The sequence below is a fragment of the Streptomyces sp. NPDC001617 genome, from assembly GCF_053596855.1.
This window is the reverse complement of record NZ_JBSFHA010000021.1, coordinates 55,770-78,220: the sequence shown is the minus strand read 5'-3', so window position 1 is coordinate 78,220 and position 22,451 is coordinate 55,770. Positions and strand designations below refer to the sequence as shown.

27 protein-coding genes and 3 pseudogenes are annotated in these 22,451 nt (G+C 69.1%); 13 read left to right on the top strand and 17 right to left on the bottom strand.

What is annotated here, in order from left to right; translation table 11 throughout:
• Positions 1 to 11: 11 nt before the first annotated feature.
• The 5 genes and pseudogenes from ACWC09_RS18425 to ACWC09_RS18405 form a co-directional block, all read right to left on the bottom strand.
• A complete protein-coding gene (locus ACWC09_RS18425) occupies positions 12 to 500 on the bottom strand; it encodes a GNAT family N-acetyltransferase (RefSeq protein ID WP_450851578.1) in 489 nt (162 codons plus the stop codon).
• A gap of 437 nt (positions 501 to 937) precedes the next feature.
• The gene (locus ACWC09_RS18420) at positions 938 to 1,267 is read right to left on the bottom strand and encodes a 2Fe-2S iron-sulfur cluster-binding protein (RefSeq protein ID WP_450851577.1); all 330 of its coding nucleotides are present in this window, start codon (positions 1,265 to 1,267) and stop codon (positions 938 to 940) included.
• 403 nt (positions 1,268 to 1,670) lie between these two features.
• A pseudogene (locus ACWC09_RS18415) lies at positions 1,671 to 1,807 on the bottom strand (alcohol dehydrogenase catalytic domain-containing protein); the annotation flags it as partial.
• 92 nt (positions 1,808 to 1,899) lie between these two features.
• The gene (locus ACWC09_RS18410; RefSeq protein ID WP_450851576.1) at positions 1,900 to 3,114 is read right to left on the bottom strand and encodes a cytochrome P450; all 1,215 of its coding nucleotides are present in this window, start codon (positions 3,112 to 3,114) and stop codon (positions 1,900 to 1,902) included.
• Positions 3,115 to 3,152: 38 nt separating this feature from the next.
• On the bottom strand, positions 3,153 to 3,728 hold the full coding sequence (locus ACWC09_RS18405; RefSeq protein WP_450851575.1) for a flavin reductase family protein: 576 nt from the start codon (positions 3,726 to 3,728) through the stop codon (positions 3,153 to 3,155).
• 394 nt (positions 3,729 to 4,122) lie between these two features.
• Here ACWC09_RS18405 and ACWC09_RS18400 point away from each other — a divergent pair, with 394 nt between their 5' ends.
• From ACWC09_RS18400 to ACWC09_RS18390, 3 genes are all read left to right on the top strand, one after another.
• Positions 4,123 to 5,400, top strand: a complete 1,278-nt coding sequence (locus tag ACWC09_RS18400) for an MFS transporter (RefSeq protein WP_450851574.1) — start codon at positions 4,123 to 4,125, stop codon at positions 5,398 to 5,400.
• Positions 5,401 to 5,732: 332 nt separating this feature from the next.
• Positions 5,733 to 6,008: a hypothetical protein gene (locus ACWC09_RS18395; protein WP_450851573.1), complete on the top strand. Its 276-nt coding sequence runs from the start codon at positions 5,733 to 5,735 to the stop codon at positions 6,006 to 6,008.
• 204 nt (positions 6,009 to 6,212) lie between these two features.
• A complete protein-coding gene (locus ACWC09_RS18390; protein ID WP_450851572.1) occupies positions 6,213 to 6,428 on the top strand; it encodes a hypothetical protein in 216 nt (71 codons plus the stop codon).
• A gap of 24 nt (positions 6,429 to 6,452) precedes the next feature.
• On the opposite strand, the gene ACWC09_RS18385 is transcribed toward ACWC09_RS18390, so the two are convergent.
• Positions 6,453 to 6,737, bottom strand: a complete 285-nt coding sequence (locus ACWC09_RS18385) for a hypothetical protein (RefSeq protein ID WP_450851571.1) — start codon at positions 6,735 to 6,737, stop codon at positions 6,453 to 6,455.
• Positions 6,734 to 7,552 (bottom strand): phytanoyl-CoA dioxygenase family protein, encoded by an 819-nt coding sequence (locus ACWC09_RS18380; RefSeq protein WP_450851570.1) that lies wholly within the window; start codon positions 7,550 to 7,552, stop codon positions 6,734 to 6,736. Before ACWC09_RS18380 ends, ACWC09_RS18385 begins: the two co-directional genes overlap by 4 nt.
• Positions 7,553 to 7,622: 70 nt before the next feature.
• On the opposite strand from ACWC09_RS18380, the gene ACWC09_RS18375 reads away from it, so the two are divergent.
• Entirely contained in the window at positions 7,623 to 8,405 is a 783-nt protein-coding gene (locus ACWC09_RS18375; RefSeq protein ID WP_450851569.1) for a helix-turn-helix domain-containing protein, read from the top strand.
• Positions 8,406 to 8,469: 64 nt separating this feature from the next.
• Here the strand turns inward: ACWC09_RS18375 and ACWC09_RS18370 are convergent, their stop codons facing one another.
• A complete protein-coding gene (locus ACWC09_RS18370) occupies positions 8,470 to 8,790 on the bottom strand; it encodes a hypothetical protein (protein WP_450851568.1) in 321 nt (106 codons plus the stop codon).
• A gap of 13 nt (positions 8,791 to 8,803) precedes the next feature.
• On the opposite strand from ACWC09_RS18370, the gene ACWC09_RS18365 reads away from it, so the two are divergent.
• A complete protein-coding gene (locus tag ACWC09_RS18365) occupies positions 8,804 to 9,013 on the top strand; it encodes a winged helix-turn-helix transcriptional regulator (protein WP_450851567.1) in 210 nt (69 codons plus the stop codon).
• Between the two features lie 79 nt (positions 9,014 to 9,092).
• Here the strand turns inward: ACWC09_RS18365 and ACWC09_RS18360 are convergent, their stop codons facing one another.
• The 3 genes from ACWC09_RS18360 to ACWC09_RS18350 form a co-directional block, all read right to left on the bottom strand.
• Positions 9,093 to 9,692 (bottom strand): TetR/AcrR family transcriptional regulator, encoded by a 600-nt coding sequence (locus tag ACWC09_RS18360; RefSeq protein WP_450851566.1) that lies wholly within the window; start codon positions 9,690 to 9,692, stop codon positions 9,093 to 9,095.
• Positions 9,692 to 10,018 (bottom strand): non-heme iron oxygenase ferredoxin subunit, encoded by a 327-nt coding sequence (locus ACWC09_RS18355; protein WP_450851565.1) that lies wholly within the window; start codon positions 10,016 to 10,018, stop codon positions 9,692 to 9,694. Before ACWC09_RS18355 ends, ACWC09_RS18360 begins: the two co-directional genes overlap by 1 nt.
• Positions 10,019 to 10,323: 305 nt before the next feature.
• Positions 10,324 to 11,163 carry a helix-turn-helix transcriptional regulator gene (locus tag ACWC09_RS18350; protein WP_450851564.1) on the bottom strand — a complete coding sequence of 280 codons (840 nt, stop codon included), beginning with the start codon at positions 11,161 to 11,163 and terminating at the stop codon, positions 10,324 to 10,326.
• Between the two features lie 307 nt (positions 11,164 to 11,470).
• Here ACWC09_RS18350 and ACWC09_RS18345 point away from each other — a divergent pair, with 307 nt between their 5' ends.
• Positions 11,471 to 11,773, top strand: coding sequence for an alpha/beta fold hydrolase (locus ACWC09_RS18345; protein ID WP_450851632.1), 303 nt, complete (start codon positions 11,471 to 11,473; stop codon positions 11,771 to 11,773).
• Between the two features lie 26 nt (positions 11,774 to 11,799).
• Here ACWC09_RS18345 and ACWC09_RS18340 read toward each other — a convergent pair whose 3' ends face one another.
• The 4 genes from ACWC09_RS18340 to ACWC09_RS18325 all read right to left on the bottom strand — a co-directional run bounded on the left by ACWC09_RS18340 (position 11,800) and on the right by ACWC09_RS18325 (position 14,727).
• On the bottom strand, positions 11,800 to 12,063 hold the full coding sequence (locus ACWC09_RS18340) for a nitroreductase/quinone reductase family protein (protein ID WP_450851631.1): 264 nt from the start codon (positions 12,061 to 12,063) through the stop codon (positions 11,800 to 11,802).
• A gap of 340 nt (positions 12,064 to 12,403) precedes the next feature.
• Complete coding sequence (locus tag ACWC09_RS18335; protein ID WP_450851563.1) at positions 12,404 to 12,781, bottom strand: nuclear transport factor 2 family protein; 378 nt, start codon at positions 12,779 to 12,781, stop codon at positions 12,404 to 12,406.
• A gap of 60 nt (positions 12,782 to 12,841) precedes the next feature.
• On the bottom strand, positions 12,842 to 13,591 hold the full coding sequence (locus ACWC09_RS18330) for an SDR family oxidoreductase (protein ID WP_450851562.1): 750 nt from the start codon (positions 13,589 to 13,591) through the stop codon (positions 12,842 to 12,844).
• 320 nt (positions 13,592 to 13,911) lie between these two features.
• The gene (locus tag ACWC09_RS18325; RefSeq protein WP_450851630.1) at positions 13,912 to 14,727 is read right to left on the bottom strand and encodes a class I SAM-dependent methyltransferase; all 816 of its coding nucleotides are present in this window, start codon (positions 14,725 to 14,727) and stop codon (positions 13,912 to 13,914) included.
• Between the two features lie 254 nt (positions 14,728 to 14,981).
• Here ACWC09_RS18325 and ACWC09_RS18320 point away from each other — a divergent pair, with 254 nt between their 5' ends.
• Complete coding sequence (locus ACWC09_RS18320) at positions 14,982 to 15,866, top strand: alpha/beta hydrolase (RefSeq protein ID WP_450851561.1); 885 nt, start codon at positions 14,982 to 14,984, stop codon at positions 15,864 to 15,866.
• Here the strand turns inward: ACWC09_RS18320 and ACWC09_RS18315 are convergent.
• Positions 15,860 to 15,991, bottom strand: a pseudogene (locus tag ACWC09_RS18315) (IS110 family transposase); the annotation flags it as partial. The gene ACWC09_RS18320 and the pseudogene ACWC09_RS18315 sit on opposite strands and share 7 nt — an antisense overlap.
• A 266-nt stretch (positions 15,992 to 16,257) precedes the next feature.
• Here ACWC09_RS18315 and ACWC09_RS18310 point away from each other — a divergent pair.
• Positions 16,258 to 16,449 (top strand): hypothetical protein, encoded by a 192-nt coding sequence (locus ACWC09_RS18310; protein ID WP_450851560.1) that lies wholly within the window; start codon positions 16,258 to 16,260, stop codon positions 16,447 to 16,449.
• Positions 16,443 to 16,640, top strand: a pseudogene (locus ACWC09_RS18305) (hypothetical protein); the annotation flags it as partial. The gene ACWC09_RS18310 and the pseudogene ACWC09_RS18305, both read left to right, overlap by 7 nt.
• Before the next feature lie 113 nt (positions 16,641 to 16,753).
• On the opposite strand, the gene ACWC09_RS18300 reads toward ACWC09_RS18305, so the two are convergent.
• Entirely contained in the window at positions 16,754 to 17,743 is a 990-nt protein-coding gene (locus tag ACWC09_RS18300; protein ID WP_450851559.1) for an aldo/keto reductase, read from the bottom strand.
• Between the two features lie 327 nt (positions 17,744 to 18,070).
• On the opposite strand from ACWC09_RS18300, the gene ACWC09_RS18295 reads away from it, so the two are divergent.
• From ACWC09_RS18295 to ACWC09_RS18280, 4 genes are all read left to right on the top strand, one after another.
• Positions 18,071 to 19,732, top strand: coding sequence for an FAD-dependent oxidoreductase (locus tag ACWC09_RS18295; RefSeq protein ID WP_450851558.1), 1,662 nt, complete (start codon positions 18,071 to 18,073; stop codon positions 19,730 to 19,732).
• 184 nt (positions 19,733 to 19,916) lie between these two features.
• Positions 19,917 to 20,360, top strand: coding sequence for a hypothetical protein (locus tag ACWC09_RS18290; protein WP_450851557.1), 444 nt, complete (start codon positions 19,917 to 19,919; stop codon positions 20,358 to 20,360).
• Between the two features lie 117 nt (positions 20,361 to 20,477).
• Positions 20,478 to 21,161 (top strand): class F sortase, encoded by a 684-nt coding sequence (locus tag ACWC09_RS18285; RefSeq protein WP_450851556.1) that lies wholly within the window; start codon positions 20,478 to 20,480, stop codon positions 21,159 to 21,161.
• Positions 21,162 to 21,308: 147 nt separating this feature from the next.
• The gene (locus tag ACWC09_RS18280; RefSeq protein ID WP_450851555.1) at positions 21,309 to 22,424 is read left to right on the top strand and encodes a SchA/CurD-like domain-containing protein; all 1,116 of its coding nucleotides are present in this window, start codon (positions 21,309 to 21,311) and stop codon (positions 22,422 to 22,424) included.
• Positions 22,425 to 22,451 lie beyond the last annotated feature (27 nt).

Genomic DNA, 22,451 nt, shown 5'->3' with positions numbered 1-22,451 from the left:
GGCACGCCGCGTCATTCAGAAGGAATGCGAAACTCGAATTTGGGACGGTCCCACGGCACGGCGGGCGGGTTCGCGAGCGCGGTCCCGGTCCGCACCGCACCAACGCGGTGGTAGAAGTCCTCGGCGGGAAGATGCGACACGACCTTGACACAGTCGAGCCCGGCGGCATGGGCCTCGGACTGCATGTGCGCGACGAGCAGCCGTCCAATACCCCGTCCTTGCGCTTCGTCGGCGACGAACAGCAGGTCGAGCTCCGGTGGAGCGAGGACGAGCGAGTAGAACCCTATGACCCGGCCTCCCTGCTCGTCGGCGTCGACGGCTACGAAGGCGCGGTGGGCTTCGATGTAATCAGGACCGACCCGGTAGCCCGCCACTGCGGCTGCGTACTCGCCCGCGTAGGCGCCTGAGCCACGCACAAGCCGCGTGAGCCGTTTGGCATCCCGCGCGACTGCCCTCCGTATCGTGATCGGCTGGCTGATCGGGGAAGTGCGTGAACTCATCGGGAGAGTATTTCGCACCGGGGAGTGCCTCCCTGCAGCGGGTCGGCTGCTCGGGCGGGCGTTCCTTCACCGCTCCCTGGAACCAGTCGTGCGAGCGCAACCGATCTCACGCCAAAGCCGCGCCGGAGCGCTTCGGCCTCTCCCGGCTCCGCGCGGAGGTCCCCGTCGGAACGGTTTCCGGCGGGCCTCGCCGTGCCACGAGCGATCACAGGCGGGTCACCAACCCCGCAGACGCCCTCGGGCCACAAGGCCCTGACCTGGACTTACACGCTCACCCCGGATTAACTGGACGCCCGTGGACGGTCTCTACGACATGCGCCATGTGGTGCCACGGAGACACTCCCGGCATCGACACCCAGCGCGGCCCCGCCACCAGATCCGGACCGGGAGCGGACCGACTTCGCTCCCCTTCCCGAGATTTCTCTCATTTCCTCAGGTCAGCGGGCCATGTACCGCAAGCAGACGAAGAACCTTCTGGTGTCGCACTCTCCGAAGAAGCTGGGCTTCTTCAGTGAACCGAAAAGCGGCCTTACTCCCGATATCTCCCACCCGTATCCCAGTGCTGACCAGGAGTTCCGGGCCCGCTGTCGTGGGGACAGGAACACGTCACGGTGGTCCACGGGCCCGTCGCTCTGCAGGATCTGGACGCGGCACAGCCCGCACTCGCCGCGCAGACAGTCGTACATGATCTCGACGCCCGCCGCCCGCAAAGCGTCCAGCATGCTGGTGCCGACCGGAACCTCGACCGTGACACCGTGCCGCGGCACGGTGACCCGATCCGGACGGGCGGGATGGTCACCGCTCGTTCCGAAGGTCTCGAACCGCAGGTCCGCGGGCGATCGCCGCTCCTTGCCAGGCCTGACGGACGTCCCTGAGCAGGCCCATGGGACCACAGACGTACAGCACGCCGTCCTTGGGAACGCCGGCGACCACCTCGGCGGGGCTCAGACGTGCTCCGCGCGCCGATTCCGCCAGAGTCACCAGGCCGGGGTGGCCATCCTCCAACTCCCGTGCGAACGCCATGCGTTCGCGGGACCGGCCCGCGTAGAGGATCCGGTAGTGGCTGCCTCGGGCGCGCAGGGCCCGGGCGAGTCCCGGGGGTGATGCCGATACCGACGGCGAGCAGCACGCTGGGGGCGGAACCCGGGTTGAGCGGGAACTCGTCGATGGCTCGTGGCCGAGCAGGAAGGGGAACTCTCGTTGATGCCGCCCTCACGGTAGTGGAGGTCGGTGTGGCACACCCCGCATGCCTGGATGCGTACCACCGCCTCCCCCGGCCCCGGATCGGGGATGACGATCGTCTCGATGCCGACCGGCTCGCCCTTCGCCCGCGCGACGACTCCTCATACCTGCTGGGACATTTCTTGCTTCCCCACACTTCTCGGTGATCGAGGGCCGGTCAGGCGGCCGGCTGGACGCGCACGGGCAGGGATGCCCAAGAGCGCAGGGTGTTGTTGGGGTGGCGCTGCGGTGTGCCGGTGAGCTCGATCCGCTCGACGCGGCGGGCCAGTGCGGTCAGCAGCGCCTCGGCCTCCAGGCGGGCGACGTGCTGGCCGATGCACTGGTGGATGCCCATGCCGAAGCCGACGTGGCGGGAGGGGTCGCGGGTGAGGTCGAAGCGGTCCGGATCGGTCCAGCGGGCCGGGTCGCGGTTGGCCGCGCCGAGGAACATGAGGATCTTCGTGTCCGCGGGGATGAGGGTGCCGGCGATGGTGATGTCGGTGGTGACAGTACGGAAGAAGGTCTGCACCGGTGACTGCCAGCGCACCGCCTCGTCGAAGGCGGCCCGCGCCAACTCCGGCCGCTGCCATAGCCGTTGCCACTCCTCGGGGTGGGTGGCGAAGGCGTACAGACAGGCCGCAAGACCGTGCACGGTGGTATCGACGCCGGCCGTGAGCAGTGAACGCACCACCAACGGCGCCTGCGCGTCTGTCAGATCACCACGATCGGCGGCCTCCCAGATCCGCGCGCCGAAACCGTCCTCGCTCAACGTCTCCCGTGCGCACTGGGCGTTCACCCACGCCGACAGTTCGGCCACCCGGTGCGCGTCGGCCGCGACCAGGTCGTTGCGCGGGCCGAAGGCGTTGAAGGCCATGTTGCCGTAGGGCAGCAGGTTCTCCCGGCCGTCCGGGCCGAGGCCCACCGCGTCCGGGAAGGCCCGCAGAGGGAACGCCTCCGCCAGCGCAGTGAAGGCATCGAACTCGGTGCTCCCGGCGAGGACGTGGTCGACCAGCTCCTCGGCCACGAGGTGCCAGGTCTCGCGCAGGCGGCGCAGGGCGGGCGGGGCGAGGATCTCGCGCAGCACCCGGCGCGGCGCGTCGTGCCGGGGCGAGTCCGCCTCCAGTAGCAGGCTCGGCGGACGCCACGGCTTCTCGTGCCGGAAGTTGGCCAGGCCCACGCCCGAACCCGACTCGAAGTGCTGCCAGTCCACCAGGGCTGCGTGCACCTGCTCATAGCGGGCCAGCGCGTGGACGTCGTAGCGCGACAGGTACACGACCGGACCGGCCTCGCGCAGGGCCTGATGCAGCGGCTCGGGATCCAAGAGGGCGTCGTGGGCGAACGGGTCGGCGTCGCTGGCAGGCGGCACGACGGCACGCTCCAGTGCCTCGGTCATCGCGGCTCCTTGAGGAAAGGGAAGAAGGACGGGTGTGCTCAGAGATCGAGCACGAGGCGGTCGCCGCAGGAGCGGGACACGCACAGGAACATGCAGTCGTTGGCGGCCCGTTCGTGGTCGGCGAGGATCGAGTCGCGGTGGTCGGGCTGTCCCGCCAGCACCGGTGTCAGACACGTGCCGCAGGTGCCCTGCTCACAGGACGACAGCACGTCCGCCCCGGCGCGGCGCACCGCCTCCAGCACGGACACGTCCGGGGTGACGGTGACGGTGCGTCCCGTGCGCCGCAGGTCCACCTCGAACGGCGCCTTGCGCACTGGCGGGGTCTGCACAGCGGCGGTGAAGCGCTCGGTGCGCGGGGCGTACGTCGGCCAGCCGGCGCACGCCGCTTCGACAGCGGCGAGCAGCGGCGCGGGGCCGCAGCAGTACACCTTGGTGTCGGCTCGTGGTGCGCCAAGCCAGGCCGCGAGGTCCAGCAGCCCGAGCTCGTCCTGCGGGACGACCTGCACCCGCTCGCCGTAGGCCGCCGTCAACTCCTCGCGAAAGGCCATCGACGACCTGGTACGGCCGCCGTACAGCAACTGCCAGTCCGCGCGATTGGCTTGGTGCCACCGCATGAGCCCGGTGGTGTAAGGGACGTGGGTGATGCGGGCGAGGATGCCGAACAGGTCGAAGGACAGCGCGGGTCCGGACTGTCCGAAGAGGGCAACGAAGGACCAGCTCGCCGCGCCCCGCCAAGAAGCCGCAGCGGGGAAGAAATTGGGTGACGGCGTTGCGGTGACCGCCCATCAGCGACAGCCGCGGACCTCGTATTCATCTCGGCCTCAGCACCTGTATCTCCACGCGCGTGAAGCCGCTGAAGTCGTACGTCCATCTCCACAAAAGCGATTGCAGTCCGACCCAGGCCCTGGCTACGGTTCGCGCATGTCTATGACGCCCCGTGTTTCTTAGCTCGGACACCAGCTTCGACGTCACCCTTGTGCCCTTGAGCTATTATGGAGCGTAACTCCATTGAATACTCTTCGCGGTCCCGGCCTGTTCCGGAACCGGGACTTCTCGCTGCTGCTGAGCGGCCAGTTGGTCTCTGCCATCGGTGACCAGGCTCATTTCATGGCCCTGCCGCTGATCGTGCTTGCCCTCACCGGGTCGGCCGCCCAAGCCGGGTTCGTTCTGGGCCTCGGCACTCTTTCCTTCTTGGTGTTCGGGCTGATTGCCGGCGCCCTCGTCGACCGGTGGGACCGCAAGGCCACCATGATCTGGTGTGAGCTCGGCCGGGCCGTGCTCATTGGTAGCGTCGCCGTCGCGCTGTGGCTGAACAGGCTCACGATGCCCCAGCTGTATGCGACTACGGTGCTTGCCGGGATCCTGACCACTCTCTTCCAGGTGGCGAACTCAGCGGCGCTGCCCAACGTGGTTGGTCCGCGACAGCTGTCCGCTGCGCTCGGCTACTCACAGTCCGCCACCAGCGCGGTGGGCATCTTCGGGGCCTCACTCGCCGGTGCGCTCTATGCCTTCGGCAGGACTGTGCCGTTCGCCGTCAACGCGATTTCTTTCGCGGTGTCCGCGGTGTCGCTGCGTTTGATGCGTGCTCGATTCCAGATGGACCGGCAGGACGTGCGGACGACGTCCCGACTCACCACCGAGATCAGAGAGGGGCTCGGCTGGCTCTGGCGCCGGCCGGTCATCCGCTTCCTCACTCTTGTCTCGGCCGCTGACAAGGTGCGCTACGGCGCCGGGTACCTGTTGATCATCACTCTCGCCCGGCAGGTCGGTGCCTCGCCCCTGTGGATCGGAGTCATCTTCAGCGGCGCGGCGGTCGGTGCCATGGCGGGGGCGCTGGTCTCGGACAGGGCCACTCGCCGCTTTCCGCTGGGTCGGATCGCTGTGGTGATGCTGTGGTTGGAAGCATTGATGTTCCCGCTGTACGCTCTCGCGCCCAACCCGCTGCTGCTGGCAGCGGTCGCGGCCGCCGAGTCGCTGGTGGCTCCGGTCTATACGGTGGCCATGACCACGCACCAGCTGGCGATCACCCCTGATGAGCTGCGAGGCCGGGCGACGAGCGCGGTCTCCACACTCACCACGGGAGCCCTGTCGATCGGCACGCTCGCAGGTGGCGCGCTGATCACCACACTGGGTGCCAAGCCGCTGGTCTGGCTCTGCGGAGCATGGCTGCTCACTCTGGCCCTCCTCACCACGGCCAACCGGGCCGTGCGGCAGGCGCCGCCGGCGGGTGCGCTTCCACAACAGAAGGACACCAGCGCGGCCGAGGCCGCTGACATGGCCGGCTAACACCCAGGACTGCGGCCACCGTTGAACTGATGACTCAGCGGTGGCCGCTGGTCGCACCGTCAACCTGCTCCTGCGTTGGCGCCGGATGGACATGTCCCGGATGCCGGCGTGTATTGAGGCGACCTGGGTGAGCTGGTCCGGTCATTGGCGGGCCGAACCTGCGGGTGAGACGGGGGGTCTTGAGAGTGATGGCGGCCCAGGAGATCAGGGTTCGGCGAGGCGAGACGACGAACCCGGAGGCGTCCTTGGGACGGCTGACGGGTTTGATCGTCGTGCTGAGGCGGAGACGGAACAGGACTTCTTGGCGGCGGCGGAGTCGTGCAGGTCGGCGGGTGGCCCTGGAGCGATTTCTCAAGCACTACGGGTTCACGTATCACGCAGCCCGGGATTTCCCGAACTACCCCGTCTTCCCAGGGCAGAACGGCCCTATGGGCCGGTTTCCGGGGGAGATCAACCTGTTCGGAAGCATCTGGATGCTCCGACGCAACCCCAATCTGACGTTGAGCCATGATCCCAACGCCTGGCATCCCTCCTTCGTCGGCGACATGGCCATGCAACTCGCCTCGTGGCTGGAACAGCAGACGATTGAGAACGACGCGGAAGTCTGAGCCCGATCCGCTGGTACTTCCGACGTCATGCGTTCGGGCAGCCGTCTCGACGCATGGTCGGACAACCGGGCCCAGCCGGCGCATCACCACCGCAGGCGGCTGCTACCCAGGCCGGCCCGTTGCCCGAAAGCCGTAGCGGCCGGTGCTGCCGAGGGCGCTGGGGCCCCGCATGCGCGCAACAGTCACAAGCCGCACGCTTGGAACATGGCCACTGAACCGACCGTCGTCGTCTATCCGCCGACCGAAGACGGCGGCCGGCGTGTCCGTATCGGCGACCACTTCGTCGGCATCGCCTACGGACTCATCGATGTCGCCGCCTTCCTTCAGGAGGCCGGTCTGCAGGACTGGGACGAGATGGATGTCGCCCGGTCTGCTCTCGTCGAATGGCGCGGGGGCGGTCCTGAACAGTGGAAGCGCTGAGGACCGCGCGACGGCCGCATCACCTCACGCTGCGACGAGTCTCTCGAAGAAGAACTCGTGTTTGAGGAACGACGTCTCGTGTTCCGCTCCCGGGTACGGCGGGATGAGCGGGGCGGCCTGGATGAGCCGCCAGCCGTCCTCCAGCGCGGCGACGCCCGTCTCGTACGGCGGCTCGTCGGTGTCCCCGGTGGTGGGCCGGGTCGCGCCGGTGCCGTCGTAGCGGGCCCATCCGATGACCGGGGCGTCGAGGGCGGAGGTGGCCAGGTACAGGACGAGGACCTGCTGCCGCACGGTGTTCGGACTGGTCATGCGTGGCTCCGGTGCGCAGGTCGGTTGGAGATGCGGGTGGCCCAGTACTCGATGTCGAAGTCGGGATCGGCGGACAGCAGGCGCCACAGCCGGATCCGGTTGTGGACCTCCAGCCGGCCGGTGGCCGGTTCGTACCAGGCAAAGGTGCGCCTCAACTCCTCGCGCACGGCCGGGTCGTGCAGGTCGGCGGTGTCCCAGAGCCGTACCTGCGGCACGGTCGGGTTGAAGCGGATCTTGTACATGTGGCGGACGGTGTCGCTGTCATTGCGTCGCCCGCCGTGCCAGATGCCGTGGTGGAGCAGGAGGACCGTGCCGGCCGGGCAGGTCAGCCGGGTCTGGCCGCGCAGGTTCTGGTAGCGGCCGGTGTCGGACTCGTTGGTGCGGCGCAGATGGCTGCCCGGGACGATGAGCGTGCCGCCCATGTCGGCGGTGACCTCCTGCGGGTAGTACATGAGCTGCACGTCGAAGGCGTCGGGCCGCACATCGATGAGGGCGTCGGCATGCAGCGGCTGCGCGCTGCCCTCGCGCGGCTCGCGGGTGTGCACGTGGTGGTGGTCGACGGTCGGGTCGGGGCCCACCAGGCTCTCCAACGCGCCGGCGACGGCGGGAAGTTCGAGGAGCCGTCGGGCGAAGGATCCCTCGGGAAACGCCTTCCGTACGGGGGTGCCGTAGGGCACGGAGGGCAGCCCCGCGGCGAAGACGCCGGGCGCCTCCTCGTTGAACTCCCGGGGCACGACGCCGTCCAGGCGCAGGAATCCGTGTGCCACGAACCGCGCCACCTGGGCGGAACTCAGCAGTTGTCGTGTGGTTGGCATACGGCAACCGTAGGAGGAGCGAGGCCGGGAGTCGTGGGCTGTAATCAGCAAGCACTGGTAGTTTTCCGTCATGACGCATTCCGTGGAGCTGACCCTCGACCTGCCTCCGCAGGTGGCGAACGCGGGCGTGGGCGTCCACGGGCACACCGGCCCGCACGACGTGTTCCGGCTGCCGCGGCTGTGGCAACTCCATCTGTACACCTACTCCGGCACCCTGGAGTTCGACGGCCATCAGCACCCGATCCGCCCCGGGCACATCAGCCTCGTACCACCCGACACAGAAGTCCACTTCCACTACGACACCACCCCGAGCCAGCACCTGTATGCCCACTTCAGACTGCGGGGCGAGGGCGAGCGGCGCCGCGTCCCCGTCATGCAGGACGCGGGTGCGGACGCGGCGGTGCTCGGCGCGCTGCTGCGGCATACGGTCACGGCCGGCACGCAGTCCCCTGCCCGGGCCGCCGCGGAACTGTGGACCGTACTGTGGCGCACGACCGGCCTGACCGACGCCTCCGACCGCGAACGGTCCGGGCATCCCGCCCTGCGCACAGCCATGGCCCACATCGAAGAACATCTGGCCACCCCGCTGAGCGTCCCCGACATCGCCCACGCCGCCGGGATCTCGCACACCCAGCTCACACGCCTCTTCCGCCAAGACACCGGACTCACCGTCGTCGGCTACATCCGGCACCGCCGCATGGAGCGCGCCCGGCACCTCCTGATCGCCTCCACACTCGCCATCCCTGCGATCGCCGCGACCGTCGGCATCCCCGACCTCCAGGCGTTCAACAAGACCTGCCACCGAGAACTGGGCGCCTCACCACGAGCCGTCAGACACCCAGGGCGGCGATGAAGGCCCCGGCGGGAGGAACCCCTGGGCCACACCACCGAACCCACGGTGAACCGCGCCGTCCCACTCACGTGGCCCTGCTGAGTTCCTCGGAGGTTCCCGTCATGGCCACGCTGCCGTCCCCTATGACGAGGCAGTGGCTGATCGCGTCGAAGGGGAGCTTGGCGTTCTGCTCGACCAGAGATCGACTCAGGCCCTCCTCCCTCAGCCGCCGCAGGGTGTCGAGGATGAATCCGGGGCCACTGGCGTGGGGCATCGCCTCGACCGCCGAGTAGCCGGTGCCCATCAGGACGGCACCGTCACCGCGCTCGATCATCTCCGGCAGCACCGCATGGAACACCTCCACCGGGGTGTAGGTCGGCGGCGATCGGGGCGTACTCGACGACATCGATCCGGCCGAAGTGGTCGCGGATGGCGTCGACAAGGGCCGGGACTGCGGTGGGGTCGGCCAGGTCGGCAGGGAAGGGGGCAGCCTCGATGCCCCCTTGCGCGTCTCGTACCGTTTGACGGAAGCCGGCGGGGCACTCGAACCGGCTCTCAAGGAGCTGGCCGCCTGGGCGGAGCGGCATCTCCCGGACGCGGAACGGGCCACGACCTCGTCCGGGATCTGAGCGAGCGGTGCGCGTTCGGGATCTTCCTCCGGGCCGTTGGGGCGCCGGGCGCAATGTCGACGCTTCGGATCTCCAGGGTTCACGCTCCGTCCATGCGGGTCACCCGCCGCACCAGGTCCACCCAGGTGGCCTGGAGACGGGCGACGGGGACCTCGCTTCCCACATGCAGGTAGTCCGTCGTCTCGAAGTTCGCGAAGGCGAGCAGGGCGTGGGCGAGCATGTCGTGGTCCCCGTCGACTCCCGCTTCCGTCAAGAGGGTTGAGACGTGGCGGTGGAAGGAGCGACCGGTGTCGGAGGCGTGGCGACGGTCGTGGAGCACCTGGCGTCCCAGCGCGGCGCCCAGGTCCGCGTCGGCAGCGATGCGCTCGATCAAGGCGGAGCCGAACGCCTCCAGCCGTTCCCTCGCGGGCGCGCCCGGCCCCAGTGGCGAGGGACCTTCGGTGTACGCCACCTGGAACTCGGCTTCGGCCTCACCGAGGAGGGCGAGCAGGAGCCCGTCGCGGTCGCCGAACCGGCGAAAGAGCGTGGCCTTTCCCACCCCGGCGGCCTCCGCGACCGACTGCATCGTCACGTGTCCGGCGCCACGCTCGCCCACCAGCCGGGCTGCCGCCTCCAGCAGGCGGGCACGGTTGCGGGCGGCATCGGCCCGCTCGACGACGGTGTCGTCCGCCACATCCATCACGGTGTTCCTGTCACTTGTGCGTACACGATTCCGTCCTCGACCCGCACCGGGTACACGGGGACGGGGCGGGTCGCAGGAGGATCGAGAGGGTCTCCAGTGCGCAGGTCGAAGCGGGAGCCGTGCAGCCGGCGCTCGACGGTCAAGGCGTCCACCTCCCCTTCGGAGAGCGAAACCGCGCTGTGCGAGCACAGGTCATGGATCGCGAAGACCCGCTGCTCGGTCAGGACCGGCGAAACGGGCACACCCTCCACCTCGAGGCGCCGCGGGACGCCCTCCTCCAACTCATCGAACGTGCAGACGTACGCGTATCCGTTGCCCGACATCGCTCTCCTCGGCTGCATTCATGGCGCCGGCGGCGTGCCTTCCGGTTCACAGGAGTGCATCGCGCGGGCTACGACGTCCCGCCCGGAGCGGCACATGTGAGTGGTGCTGATCGCCGAGGCCGACGACGCGGGGACGAGCCGGGACCCGACCCCGGTCCGAAGCGAGTTCGGCAGACGGGCCCAAGCCTCGTCACATGATGGTGAGCACGGCCAGGACGTCGTCGTACGTGCCTTTCGCCTCCACGGCACACGCGGACCTGACACGATCTACGACCCGTTCCCTCGTCGGTGCTGGGAACTCGGGCTCAGGTGGTGAGCTGCTGGTGTCCTATGACGGAGAGCAGTTCCAGCTTGCTGTGGCTTTCCGTGCCGGGGCGGGTGGTCAGCACCACCAGGGTCTGGGCGCGGTTCTCGGTGAACAGGACCTGGCCGTCGACGTCGATACGGCCGAGCTCGGGATGGACGATGGTCTTGCTCTCGTCGTAGCGCTGGGCGACTTCCTGGAGTTCCCACAGGCGGACGAACTCGGGGCTGTGTTCCTGGAGTTCGGCGAGGATCCGGGTGGCCCGGGGGACGTCGCTGCCGGCCGTGAGCGCGGCCCGCAGACGGGCTGCCTGGGCACGGCCGTGTCGTTCGTGGTCTTCTTCGGGATATACCAGCCGCTCGGCCGGGTCCATGAACCAGCGGTAGTAGGCGCTGCGGGCCAGGCCGGTGTGCCGGGTCTGGTCGCCGAGCAGGGCGATGGCCAGCGGGTTCATCGCGAGGGTGTCGGACATGTCGGTCAGCACCAGGGCCGGGGAGTCGTCCAGACGGTCCAGCACCCGCAGCAGCGTCGGGCTGACATGCTCGGAGCGGTGGAAACGGGCCGGGGCGTTGTGACCGATGAGGACGAAGAGGTGGTCTCGCTCGTCCAGGGTCAGCCGCAGCGCCCGGGCAAGGGCGGTGGCGATCTGGACGGAGGGCTGCGGGGCACGCTGCTGTTCCAGGCGGGCGTAGTAGTCCGTGGACATGCCGGCGAGCTGAGCGACCTCCTCGCGGCGCAGCCCCTGGGTGCGCCTGCGCGGCCCCTCGACCAGTCCGACGTCGCGGGGGCGCAGCGCCTCACGCCGGTGGCGAAGGAACTCCGCCAGTTCTTTCTTGTCCATGTACCCCATCGTCGCCGCTTGACGCCCGGCTATCCAGAGACCGCCAATCCATGGATGAACCGTCCTCTCCCGCCCGCGCGAAAGCTCTCATACGGTCGACGCTGCGGGCACTCCGGGCGAGACAGGGCCACGCCACGTTGCGCTGCTGACACCCACCAAGCGAACGGAAGAACAGATGACCGTTTTCAGTGACCACAGCATCGAGCTTTCGCAATTGACTTTTCCATACCGCGAGGCGGGTAACCCGGATGCGCCGCCACTCATTCTTCTGCATGGCCTCATGTACGACGCGCGGGACTAGGACGAGATCGCGAGCTTCCTCGCCGAGCACTACCATGTCTTCGCCCTCACTCAACGCGGCCATGGCGAAAGCGCCTGGCCCGGCGACTATTCCTTCGAGTTGGGGTGCGGCGACCTCGAAGCGTTCTCCGATGCGCTCGCCCTGGGCCGCTTCACGTTGATCGGCCACTCGATGGGCGCACGGGTCGGGTGCGTCTTCGCGGAGAAATGGCCCGAACGGATTGAGCGGATGGTTTGGGAAGACACCGCTCCCATCGATGGGCAGTTCCCGGAAGGTTCCGACGCCGTCAGGGGAAAACCGCTGGGCTGATCCGTGTGTGAACCGACCAGGCCGCGTCAGTGCGCCACAGCCGCCGGCTCCAGGACGAAGACCGGGATCTCACGGTCCACCTTCTTCTGGAGCTCGGCATAGGTAGGAAACGCCTCGACGGCTTGTGATACCAGAACGGGTGCTTGGGGGCCTCTCCCGCGGAGGCGACCACGGCGTAGGAGCCGTCGTGCTCCACGCGCATGAGCGGGGACTTTCGGATCTTTCCGCTCTTCCCGCCCAGGGTGGTCAGGATGACGACCGGCAGGTCCCGCCTTGTCGCGTCGTCCCAGCCGATCAGGCTCGGCTCGTACTCGCCTCTGAGAGGCATGCTGACCAGTCCGTACTGTCGTATCGAATCAGAACATTTCCGTCGGCGGACAGCGGGTTGTGGCCGCGGCGGAGCGGCGAGAATCAGGGTTCTTGAGAGTAAGGAAATGACCTTAGTTCGGCGCCAAGGTGACCAATTGGGATGGGCGGCGGGCGACGCCGCCCGGGGGCGGCCGGAATGACGCCGCAAGGACACGCTGACGACGTTTCAGAACGTGGCCTGGCCGTCGTCATACGTGCCGTTGGTGTGCGCGAAGAAGGAGTCAAGGCTCGGATCGGGGTCGCAGCACACGACCCCGATCATCACTTGGCCTGTATGACCCGCTTGGATATGCGCCAGCCGTCGGCGGTGCGCCGCAGTTCATCGGCGTAGACGACGCTGATGACGGTGCCGCCGTCGACGACGCCCAATGCCTTGGATCGGACCCGGGCCTCGTCGGCCGGCCCCTCCGACACGACGATGTTCGTCGTGTGATGAGCGCTCGCGTGTCCGTCGGCGCTCAGGACGGAGGTGATCGCCTCCAGCCCGACGACCGGGGCGAAGCCGAAGACGCTTCCGTCCCATTCCGCATCTTTGGTGAGGACCTCGCCGAGGCGGGCCAGCTCACGGTCGTCCATGATGTGACCCCACAGGGCCAGCACCCGTGCTATTTCGACAGTGTCTTCATTCGTGGGTTTCATCGTGGTTCTTCCTGTCTCCCTTGTGCAGGGAGGAAACGAGCGGCTGGGGAGCGACGTCGCTCAGACGCCGCTGAGCATGGCCAGGACGTTGTCGTAGGAGCCGTTGGCCTCCGCGTCGCGCACGAACCTGGCGCGCTCCACGACGAGTTCCTTCGCGTCGGGGTTCTCGCGCACGATGTCGAGGGTCTCGGTGAGGAAGTCGTCCAGCGGCATCGAGGTCTCGCTGTTCTCCTGGCCCAGCAGGGTCGTGCGCACGCCCGGCGGAGCCACCTCGATCACCTGCACGTCGGCGTCGGCGCCCGCGAGCTGGACGCGCAGGCTCTCGGAGAAGGAGTGCAGCGCGGCCTTGGTCGCGTTGTACGTCGGGGTGGCCGGCATCGGCACGAACGCCAGCGCGGAGGTGACGTTCATGACGACCGCATCGGGCTTACCGATCAGCAGCGGCAGGAAGGCGTACGTCATCCGGATCGTGCCGAGCAGGTTGACCGTGACGTGATCCTCGGCGATCGGGAGTTCGGCCGGGTCGAGGAGGTTCTCCCGCAGCATGATGCCGGCGTTGTTGACCAGAATGTTCAACTCCGGGTAGCTCGCGGCCACGGTCTCACGGACACGGGTGATCGAGTCGGGGTCCGTGACGTCGAGGACGAGCGCGTCGATGCCCGGGCGCTCGGCCCTGATCTCGTCGAGCAACGCCTTGCGTCGCCCGGCGACGATCACCTTGTTGCCGGCCTCGTGCAGACGCAGGGCCAGGCCGAGCCCGATGCCCGAGGTGCCGCCGGTGATCAGGATCGTGTTGCCGGTCATCTTCATGGGGGATTCTCTCCTTCGCTGACTGCGGGCCGGTGAATGCCCACAGCCTCGACCGTAGAAGCGTCCACTCAGCGGCGGGAGAGGAAGGTTTATCCATGGATCGGCGGTCCCTGCCTGCTGGAACAGCAGCTCGTTCAACTGCGGCAGCACTTCGTTCACGGCGAAGGACTGTCGAGACCCCCCTCCAGGCAGGCGATTTTCGGGCGGACTTTAGTGGTCGTAGGCGGTCAGTGCGCGCATGGCCGGTCGGCCGCGCATGAGCCTGGCTCCGCTCATCAGGCCCCGTTGGAATCGATCATCCAGGGGAACCGGGAGGCGCTCTACCGGCGGACCGCCGAGATCAGTCCACCGGGCCGCTCCTCGCGTTGCGGCGGGGTGCTGATCGGGCGGCCGTAGGCGGCAGCGCGCTCGCGCAGGGTGTGGCTGTCGACCTCCCAGCCGTGCCCGGCCAGCCAGCCCACCGGGTCGTCGGGCATCTCCGAAACCCACATGGACGCCGCCGATCCCGGCGTGGCGTCCGCGCCGAAGCGCTCGATCACGCCGCGCGAGCCCAATGTCAGCCCCATCCGGCTGCCTGCCGCCGACTGCGCGCTGATCCGGGCCAGCAGCAGCTCCACCGCGTCCTCGGGCAGGTAGATCAGTAGTCCTTCAGCGATCCACACGGTCGGCTCGGCCGGGTCGTGCCCTGCGGCGGCCAGTGCGCCCGGCCAGTCCTCACGCAGATCCACCGCGACAGTGATCCGCTCGCAGCGCGCGACGGCCCGCTCCTGGCGCAGCACCGAAGCCTTGAAGTCCAGTGGCGCGGCGGTGTCGACCTCGAACAGCCGGGTGCCCTCCGGCCAGTCCATCCTGAAGGCCCGGCTGTCCATGCCGGCGCCGAGCAGGACGACCTGCCGGACCCCGGACGCGGAGGCCTGCTGCAACAGGTCGTCGAGGAACTTCGTCCTGATGACGATGGAGAACGACACGGCCCGCCGGCGGCGTCGCGCGGCCTCGTCATCGGGCAGCGGCGGCGAGGAGGGCCATAAGCCGCCGGCGGCGGCGAAGGCCTGTGCCAGTGGGTCGCGGAACAGCGCGTTCTCCCGCTCGGTCTCCAGCGCCCGCACCCGGGCCACCCCCACCGCCGTGGCCCACACTCCCGACGGCTGCACCCGCTCCTGCTCATCAGTCACCGCGCCAGCCTAGGTGATCGATTCCAAGTCGGAAGGGGTGCACGGTTTCCTGAGGCTCCATGGCAGGTCGGCCGTGTGCGCAACCGCCGACGCCGGCTGATCAGCGTGCTCCGCCGACTCACCTCGAACGACGTGGCTTCCCATTGGAGAAGTCAAGCCGTCTGGGTAGGCCCTAAAGCCCTTTGCGTTGGTTCGCGATCTCTCCTAGGTTGGCCCGGGTGACGATCGAGGTGCCCTACCAGCCAATTCCGGTTGACCAGTCGGACGTTCGCTACGCCCACGGCCCCGACTCGGCCCTGCAACCGGACGTGCCCGTCGGAGAGACGATCGAGTTTGACTGGAACGACAGCGCGATCTACCCGGGCACGTCACGGAAGTTCTGGGTCCATGTGCCCGCGCAGTACGACCCCACCGAGCCGGCGTCGCTGATGGTGTTCCAGGACGGATGGTGGTACCTGGACCCCGGAGGGGAGGTCCGCGGCGCGATCGTCCTGGACAACCTCGTCCACCGCGGGGACATCCCGGTCACCATCGGCGTGTTCGTCGACCCTGGCATCTTCCCCGACGCCGGGGATCCGAAGAACCGCAACACCGAGTACGACGCATACGACGATGCGTATGTCGGCTTCCTGCTGAACGAGATCATCCCCGAGGTCGGGAAGCACTACTCGATCGCCGAGGACCCCGATCAGTGGGGCATCTGCGGTGGCAGTAGCGGCGGCAACTGCGCCTTCACCGCGGCGTGGCTGCGCCCGGACAAGTTCCGCCGCGTCATCGGATACCTGTCCAGCTTCGCGCAGATGCCGGACGGCAACCCGTACCCCGAAGTCATTCCCCGCGTTCCCCGCAAGCCGCTGCGGATTTTCCTGCAGGCGGGCCATCGTGACCTGCGCTGGAACGAGCCCGAGGCGAACTGGCTCGCCCACAACTTGCGTGTCGCGGCAGCGCTCGCAGAAGCCTGCTACGACTTCCGCCTCGTCCTGGGCGATGGCGGCCACAGCCCCAACCACGGTGGTGTCCTGCTCCCAGATGCCTTGCGCTGGTTGTGGCGGTCTGATGACCGCCCGAACCAGCCGGTGGGCTTGGACGGAGCGACTTCGTAGAAGAGGCCGTCCCTGATCAGGGCCCACAGGACGTTGACTCTGCGGTGGGCAAGGACGCTCATGGCCTGGGGATGACGTTTGCCCTCGGCGCGCTTGCGGTCGTCATACGTCCGGGAGTTGGGGTCGTAGTGCACGTTCGGACCGGTGGGCGACGTGGCCCTCGGAACGGACCAGGATCGTGCCGGCTTCGCCGTGACCCCGCAGTGCCGCCAGGCACCCTGCTCGTCGCGCAGCGCCGGAGCCCGCGGGTCGCCGTCCGTTCCGGCACTGATGACCTGCCAGCCGTTGATCTCGACTCCGGTCACCTTCGACACGGTTCGGACGCCTCGAGCCACGGTCGCCCGTCCGCCCCCGTGAGGAGGAGGAACGAGCCGGTCCACACCAGCAGCTGATGAGTCGAGACCTCCTCGCCGCACCAGTCGAGGACGGCGTGCGGCAAACCGTGGCCCGGCTGCGCCGTCTGGACGTACTCCACGCCGAGGGGTTCACGGGACGGCGCCGGGGTTCCGTCCGGAACCACCGCCCCGCCGTCCGCGTAGTGGCGGCCCATCTCGATGTCGCGGGCCTGGTACCCGCCTCCTGATCGCCTCCACACTCGCCATCCCCGCGATCGCCGCGACCGTCGGCATCCCCGACCTCCAGGCGTTCAACAAGACCTTCCACCGGGAACTGGGCGCCTCACCACGAGCCGTCGGGCAGTGGGGGGCGGTGAGGGCCCTGGCCGCATCGGCCGCGCGGGCGCAGCCGCCGATGTCGCTGGTGACGATGTGGTGAGGGACTGACGCTCGACGAGCCGGGAGCGCTGCGCGCGGTGCGTCGAAGGTCGCCCCGGCACCGGCCGCCGCATCCTGGCGTGCAGGGGCCCGCCGGTTGCGGGCGCGTTCGGGCTAGCGATTGACGGAGCGCATCCCGGCCTCGTCGTACCGCTCGCCCGCGGCCTGGGGCAGCTCCGCGTCGATGCGGGCCAGGTCGTCCTTGGTCAGCGTGATGTCGACCGCGGCGGCGTTCTGCTCCAGGTAGGTGCGGCGCTTGGTGCCCGGGATCGGGACCAGGTGCTCACCCTGGGCGAGCACCCAGGCGATGGCCAGCTGGGCCGGGGCGACGTCCTTCTCTGCGGCGATCTCCTCCACCTTTGCCGCCAGCCGCAGGTTCGCCTCCAGGTTGGCGTCCTGGAAGCGCGGGTTCTGACGGCGCCAGTCGTTCGCGTCCAGGTCGTCCGGCGAGGTGAACCGGCCGGCGAGGAAACCGCGGCCCAGCGGCGAGTACGGCACGAAGCCGATACCCAGCTCACGGCAGGCTGGCAGTACCTCGGCCTCGACGTCCCGCGACCAGAGGGAGTATTCGCTCTGCACGGCGGTGACCGGGTGCACGGCGTGGGCGCGGCGGATGGTCTCCGCACTCGCCTCGCTCAGCCCGATGTGGCGCACCTTGCCCTCGGCGACCAGTTCGCCCAGCGCGCCGACCGTCTCCTCGATGGGCACGTTCGGGTCGACCCGGTGCTGGTAGTAGAGGTCGATGTGGTCGGTCCCCAGACGCTCCAGGGAGCCGTGGATGGAGCTGCGGACGTGCTCGGGCGAACCGTCCTGCGGGCCGACCGTGCTGATGTCGCCGGGTACGGCGCTGTCCATCCGATAGTTGAACTTCGTCGCGAGCACGTACTCGTCGCGATGCCCGCGGATCGCCTCGCCGATGAGCGACTCATTGGTGAGCGGCCCGTACATCTGTGCCGTGTCGAGGAAGTTCATGCCGAGGTCGAGGGCGCGCCGGATGGTCGCGATGCCCTCTTCCTGGTCGGCGGATCCGTAGAAGGCGGACATCCCCATGCACCCCAGGCCGATGGCCGATACCTGGAGGTCCCGCAGACTGCGCTTCTGCATGCCGTATTCCAGCCTTTCCTGCAACTCGTTCGTCGTTCGGGCGGCACCGGGCCCCTCACCCGTCTGACGACGGAATCCATCGCTCGGCATCCCGCGGTGTACACCGCAAGCGGGGGGCTCGTACGCCACACGGTCTGCGACGTTACGACCTGGAGCGCACTCGAACGCAAGTCAGCAGCGGGACGCCATCCGGCTTCCGCACCAGTATCGGAGCCCGTGCCTACGGACGGGTGAAATCTGACCCACCGTCAGCCCTGCGGGGCATGGATGAGGGTGCCCGGCACCCTTCGTCGCCGGGTCGATGACACGACGTGCCGGAGGCGAGCGATGAACGAAAGAGTGGAGCAGGACGACACTCATACCCACAAGGTCCCGGTCCTGATCGTCGGCGGTTCCCTGGTCGGTCTGTCGGCGTCGGTGTTCCTGGGGCGGCTGGGGGTGGGGCACACGCTGGTCGAGCGGCACGCCGGCACCTCCATCCACCCGCGCGGCCGCGGCAACAACGTCCGGACGATGGAACTGTTCCGGGTGGCCGGTGTCGAGCCGGCGATCCATGAGGCCGCGGCGACCCTGTCCGGCAACCACGGCATCCTGCAGACGCCCACCCTGGTCGGCGACGCGGGCGAGTGGCTGTTCAAGGAGATGGACCCGGGCGGCGGGCTGGCCCGGTTCAGTCCGAGCGCGTGGTGTCTGTGCAGCCAGAACGATCTGGAGCCGGTCCTGCTCGAGCACGCCGCGCGGCTCGGCGGCGATCTGCGTTTCGCCACCGAGCTGATGTCCTTCGACACGGACCCGACCGGCGTGACCGCCTTCGTCAAGAACCGGAACACGGGCGAGCACACGACCATCCGCGCGGACTATCTCGTCGCCGCCGACGGCCCCCGCAGCCCGGTGCGCGAGCAGCTCGGCATCGGCCAGAGCGGGCCCGGCGACCTGTTCCACAACGTCAGCATCACCTTCCGCTCCCGCCGCCTGGCCGACGTCGTGGGCGACCGCCGCTTCATCGTCTGCTACCTGACCAGTCCTGACGCCGACGGTGCGCTGCTGCCGGTGGACAACGTGGAGAACTGGGTCTTCCACGCGCCCTGGCACCCGGAACACGGCGAGACGCTCGAGGAGTTCACCGACGAGCGGTGCATCCAGCACATCCGGCGTGCCGTCGGCGTGACCGACCTCGACGTGGAGATCACCGGCCGGGCTCCGTGGCACGCCGCGCAGCGCGTCGCCCGCAGCTACCGGTCCGGGCGTGTCTTCCTGGCCGGTGACTCCGCCCACGAGATGTCCCCCACCGGGGCGTTCGGTTCCAACACCGGGATCCAGGACGCGCACAACCTCGCGTGGAAGCTGGCGGCGGTGCTCGACGGCTGGGCGGGAGAAGGGCTCCTGGACTCCTACGACGCCGAACGCCGTCCGGTGGCGGAGGCGACGAGCGCGCGTGCCGCCCACCGGTCGGCCGAGCACAGCCACCCCGGTTTCGCCCCGCCGCCCGGTGCCGGCGGAGGAGGTGGTCCCCAGCGCGGCATCCTCAACGTGGCCCTCGGCTACCGCTATCCGCGTGGCGCGGTGGTCGGCGCCGAGCCCACGACCCCGGTCGTCCCGGAGGGTCTCGACCTGAGCGGTGAACCCGGCAGCCGGGCCCCCCACATGTGGGTGCGGCACGGGGGCGAGCGGATCTCCACCCTCGACCTGTACGAACGGTCCCTGGTGCTGCTCAGCGACGCGGACGCCACGAGCGACTGGCACGAGGCCGCCATCCGCCTCAGCGGGCAGACGTCCGTCCCTGTCGCGTCGTACCGCGTGGGGACGGGGCCCGGCGCCGAGCTGGTGCCCGACGACGGCGCGGACTGGTGGCAGCGCCATGGCACGGAGCCGGGAGGTGCCGTACTCGTCCGGCCCGACGGGTTCGTCGCGTGGCGGTCGACGGGTGCGGTCCCGGACGCGGAATCGACACTGCGTCATGTCCTGGCGACGGTGACGGCACTGACCTGATGTCAGGTGCCGCGAGGCGGTGAAAGCCTCGCGGCACCGCCCGGTCGGCCGAGCCCGTTCACCCGCGTGATCGTCTTGAGTGGTGGCGGCGCGACATCCCGCTGACGGTGGTTCACGTCAGGGCCGGGTCACTACAGCTGACGAGACGCCAGCTGCCCAGGCCGTGACGGAAGGAAAATCCCCTATGCGCTCAGCTCGCATGTTCCTGGCCGCCGCAGCGGCTTCCGCCGTCCTGGCGATCGCCGCACCCGGCGCCTACGCCGACGACGGCGGCTGGAACCCGGACGACTCTTCCCACAGCAAGGAGCACGGCAAGGACAGCAGCCACGACGGACCGCACGGCGGCATGCACACGGGTGGCGGAGCGCTGGCCACCGTGAAGCAGGACAGCTCGGACAACTCCCGCGACCCGAGGTTCGACCCCAACACCTACAAGGACCACGGCAGCAGCTCGTCGAGCTCGGACGGCTGGAGCGGTGAGCACGACAAGCCGCACGGCGGCATGCACACCGGTGGTGGAGCGCTCGCCATGCCGACGGTGACCACGGGCGGGCTGGCGGTCCTGGCCGTCGCCGGGACCGGCCTGTACGCGGCGCGTCGCAGGAAGACCGCCGGAAGCGTGGCCTGAGCCATGCCGGACGCGATAGAGCAGCCGTGGCCGCCACCTGTGTCCTCCGGTGGCGGCCCGGCCCGCGGCCCCCCTCCCGTCCGCTCGACTGCCGCGCCCGAGTGAGGTGTTCTTCCGATGGCAGTACCTTCTCCTCCCCCTTCCGGCGACGCACCGGCCTCCGACGAGCAGGGCTCCCGTACGAGCTCCGTGATGATCTGGGCCACGGCCTTGCTGCTCCTGGCCATCGCCCTCCTCTCGGGACATGACACGACGCCCGAACCCCCCCGAGCGCCGTACGCCGGCCAGGCGGCACCGTCGGCCGCCCCCGCCGAGGCGTCCCCCACACAGCGCTCCGCCGGACCACATCTGCCCTGGTCGAGGCCCGTACGGCTGCGTATCCCGAAGATCGGGGTGGACGCGCCCTTCACCGACCTCGCCATCGGCCCCACCGGGCAGCTTCAGCCCCCGCCGGCCGGCGACACCAACCTGGTGGGCTGGTACGCCCAGGGCGCCTCCCCCGGTCAGGCAGGTACGGCGATCATCGCCGGGCACGTCGACACGACGACGTCGGCCGCCGTCTTCGCGGACCTGCGTGAGCTCAAGGAGGGGGACGTCTTCTCCGTGTCGCGCGCCGACGGCCGTACCGCTTCCTTCCAGGTCGACAGCGCGGAGACCTTCGCCAAGGACGACTTCCCCAGCGCTCGGGTCTACGGCGACACCGACCAGGCCCAGGTCAGGCTGATCACCTGCGCGGGCGACTACGACCGTACGGTGCGGGACTACACGGACAACCTGGTCGTCTTCGCGCACCTGGTGTGAGGCCACTGTCACCCACCCAGTGCACGCAAGTCGCGCGCCGAACAGGACGGGCACAGGATCGAGGAACGCCGACGTCGCTCCCCACGGCCGACGTCCACCTTCCGCCCAGACCGAGAAGGCCCCGCCCGAGAAGGAGATGTGTCCAGGATGACCACCACGTCCGAACGTACCCCGGGTCAGCCGACCCCCCAGGTGACGCCCCGTGTGTCCCAGTCCGTGTTCGACGGCTCCAGGCTGCGGGTCGTCCTGCTGGTGGACGTCTACGACGGCGCCCAGCAGCAGTTCCTGCAGGCGTACGAGCAGCTGTGCCACCAGGTCGCCTCCGTTCCCGGGCACGTCAGCGACCAGCTGTGCCAGTCCATCGAGAACCCCTCGCAGTGGCTGATCACCAGTGAGTGGGTGAGCGCCCCCCCGTTCCTCGCCTGGGTCAACAGCGAGGAGCACGTGCGGATGGTGGAGCCGCTGCACAGCTGTGTCCGGGACACCCGGTCGCTGCGCTTCCACGTCGTCCGGGAGACCGGCGGTCCGGCGTCGGACAACGATGTCGAGCGCCGGCTGCAGACCTCGCCCCGGATCGGCGACGGCATGATCCGCCACGCGCTCACCTTCACCGTCAAGCCGGGCAGCGAGAAGACGGTCGCCAAGATCCTCGCCGACTACGCCTCGCCTGAGCCGCGGGTCGACGACACCACCCGGCTGTGCCGCACGTCTCTGTTCATGCACGGCAACCGGGTGGTGCGGGCCATCGAGGTCAGGGGCGACCTGCTCGCCGCGCTGCGGCACGTCGCCCGCCAGCCCGAGGTCCGCGCCGTCGAAGAGCTCATCAACCCCCATTTGGAGCAGAACCGGGACCTCGACGACCCCGAGTCGGCCCGGATGTTCTTCACCCGTGCGGCCCTGCCCGCCGTGCACCATGTGACGGCGCAGCAGGATGTGCAGGCCGAGCGGCACGCCCTGTACTACCCGGCCCGGCCCGGCTGCGGCATGCGGCTCGCCGAGCTGCTCGCCCGGCACGACGAGGCGGCGGCCGGCGACCCGCGCAGCACCGTCCTGCGCAGCACGATCTTCCAGCGCGACGACGTCGTGGTCCGGCTGATCGATGTGCACGGCGCGCTCGACACCGCCGCCCCCGTGCCGTTCCTCGGTCTCACCGAGCCCGGGCAGGTGGCCGAGCTGACCACGTTCCCGGACGGCGATCTCACGCGGGTGCTCGAAGCGGCCCGTATGGACTTCGTCACCGACCGCCGTTCGCCCGACGCCTGATCGCCGGGCCTGCGACGGCCACGCCAC

What these genes read in the sequence shown, in the direction of transcription:
- ACWC09_RS18290 (WP_450851557.1), top strand. Translation starts at nt 19,917, where the DNA reads ATGCGCTCAGCTCGCATGTTCCTGGCCGCCGCAGCGGCTTCCGCCGTC.
- ACWC09_RS18285 (WP_450851556.1), top strand. Translation starts at nt 20,478, where the DNA reads ATGGCAGTACCTTCTCCTCCCCCTTCCGGCGACGCACCGGCCTCCGAC.
- ACWC09_RS18425 (WP_450851578.1), bottom strand. Translation starts at nt 500, where the DNA reads ATGAGTTCACGCACTTCCCCGATCAGCCAGCCGATCACGATACGGAGG.
- ACWC09_RS18295 (WP_450851558.1), top strand. Translation starts at nt 18,071, where the DNA reads ATGAACGAAAGAGTGGAGCAGGACGACACTCATACCCACAAGGTCCCG.
- ACWC09_RS18280 (WP_450851555.1), top strand. Translation starts at nt 21,309, where the DNA reads ATGACCACCACGTCCGAACGTACCCCGGGTCAGCCGACCCCCCAGGTG.
- ACWC09_RS18380 (WP_450851570.1), bottom strand. Translation starts at nt 7,552, where the DNA reads ATGCCAACCACACGACAACTGCTGAGTTCCGCCCAGGTGGCGCGGTTC.
- ACWC09_RS18390 (WP_450851572.1), top strand. Translation starts at nt 6,213, where the DNA reads ATGGCCACTGAACCGACCGTCGTCGTCTATCCGCCGACCGAAGACGGC.
- ACWC09_RS18370 (WP_450851568.1), bottom strand. Translation starts at nt 8,790, where the DNA reads ATGTCGTCGAGTACGCCCCGATCGCCGCCGACCTACACCCCGGTGGAG.
- ACWC09_RS18405 (WP_450851575.1), bottom strand. Translation starts at nt 3,728, where the DNA reads ATGCGGTGGCACCAAGCCAATCGCGCGGACTGGCAGTTGCTGTACGGC.
- ACWC09_RS18330 (WP_450851562.1), bottom strand. Translation starts at nt 13,591, where the DNA reads ATGAAGATGACCGGCAACACGATCCTGATCACCGGCGGCACCTCGGGC.
- ACWC09_RS18375 (WP_450851569.1), top strand. Translation starts at nt 7,623, where the DNA reads ATGACGCATTCCGTGGAGCTGACCCTCGACCTGCCTCCGCAGGTGGCG.
- ACWC09_RS18385 (WP_450851571.1), bottom strand. Translation starts at nt 6,737, where the DNA reads ATGACCAGTCCGAACACCGTGCGGCAGCAGGTCCTCGTCCTGTACCTG.
- ACWC09_RS18355 (WP_450851565.1), bottom strand. Translation starts at nt 10,018, where the DNA reads ATGTCGGGCAACGGATACGCGTACGTCTGCACGTTCGATGAGTTGGAG.
- ACWC09_RS18350 (WP_450851564.1), bottom strand. Translation starts at nt 11,163, where the DNA reads ATGGACAAGAAAGAACTGGCGGAGTTCCTTCGCCACCGGCGTGAGGCG.
- ACWC09_RS18300 (WP_450851559.1), bottom strand. Translation starts at nt 17,743, where the DNA reads ATGCAGAAGCGCAGTCTGCGGGACCTCCAGGTATCGGCCATCGGCCTG.
- ACWC09_RS18360 (WP_450851566.1), bottom strand. Translation starts at nt 9,692, where the DNA reads ATGGATGTGGCGGACGACACCGTCGTCGAGCGGGCCGATGCCGCCCGC.
- ACWC09_RS18410 (WP_450851576.1), bottom strand. Translation starts at nt 3,114, where the DNA reads ATGACCGAGGCACTGGAGCGTGCCGTCGTGCCGCCTGCCAGCGACGCC.
- ACWC09_RS18335 (WP_450851563.1), bottom strand. Translation starts at nt 12,781, where the DNA reads ATGAAACCCACGAATGAAGACACTGTCGAAATAGCACGGGTGCTGGCC.
- ACWC09_RS18310 (WP_450851560.1), top strand. Translation starts at nt 16,258, where the DNA reads ATGAGTCGAGACCTCCTCGCCGCACCAGTCGAGGACGGCGTGCGGCAA.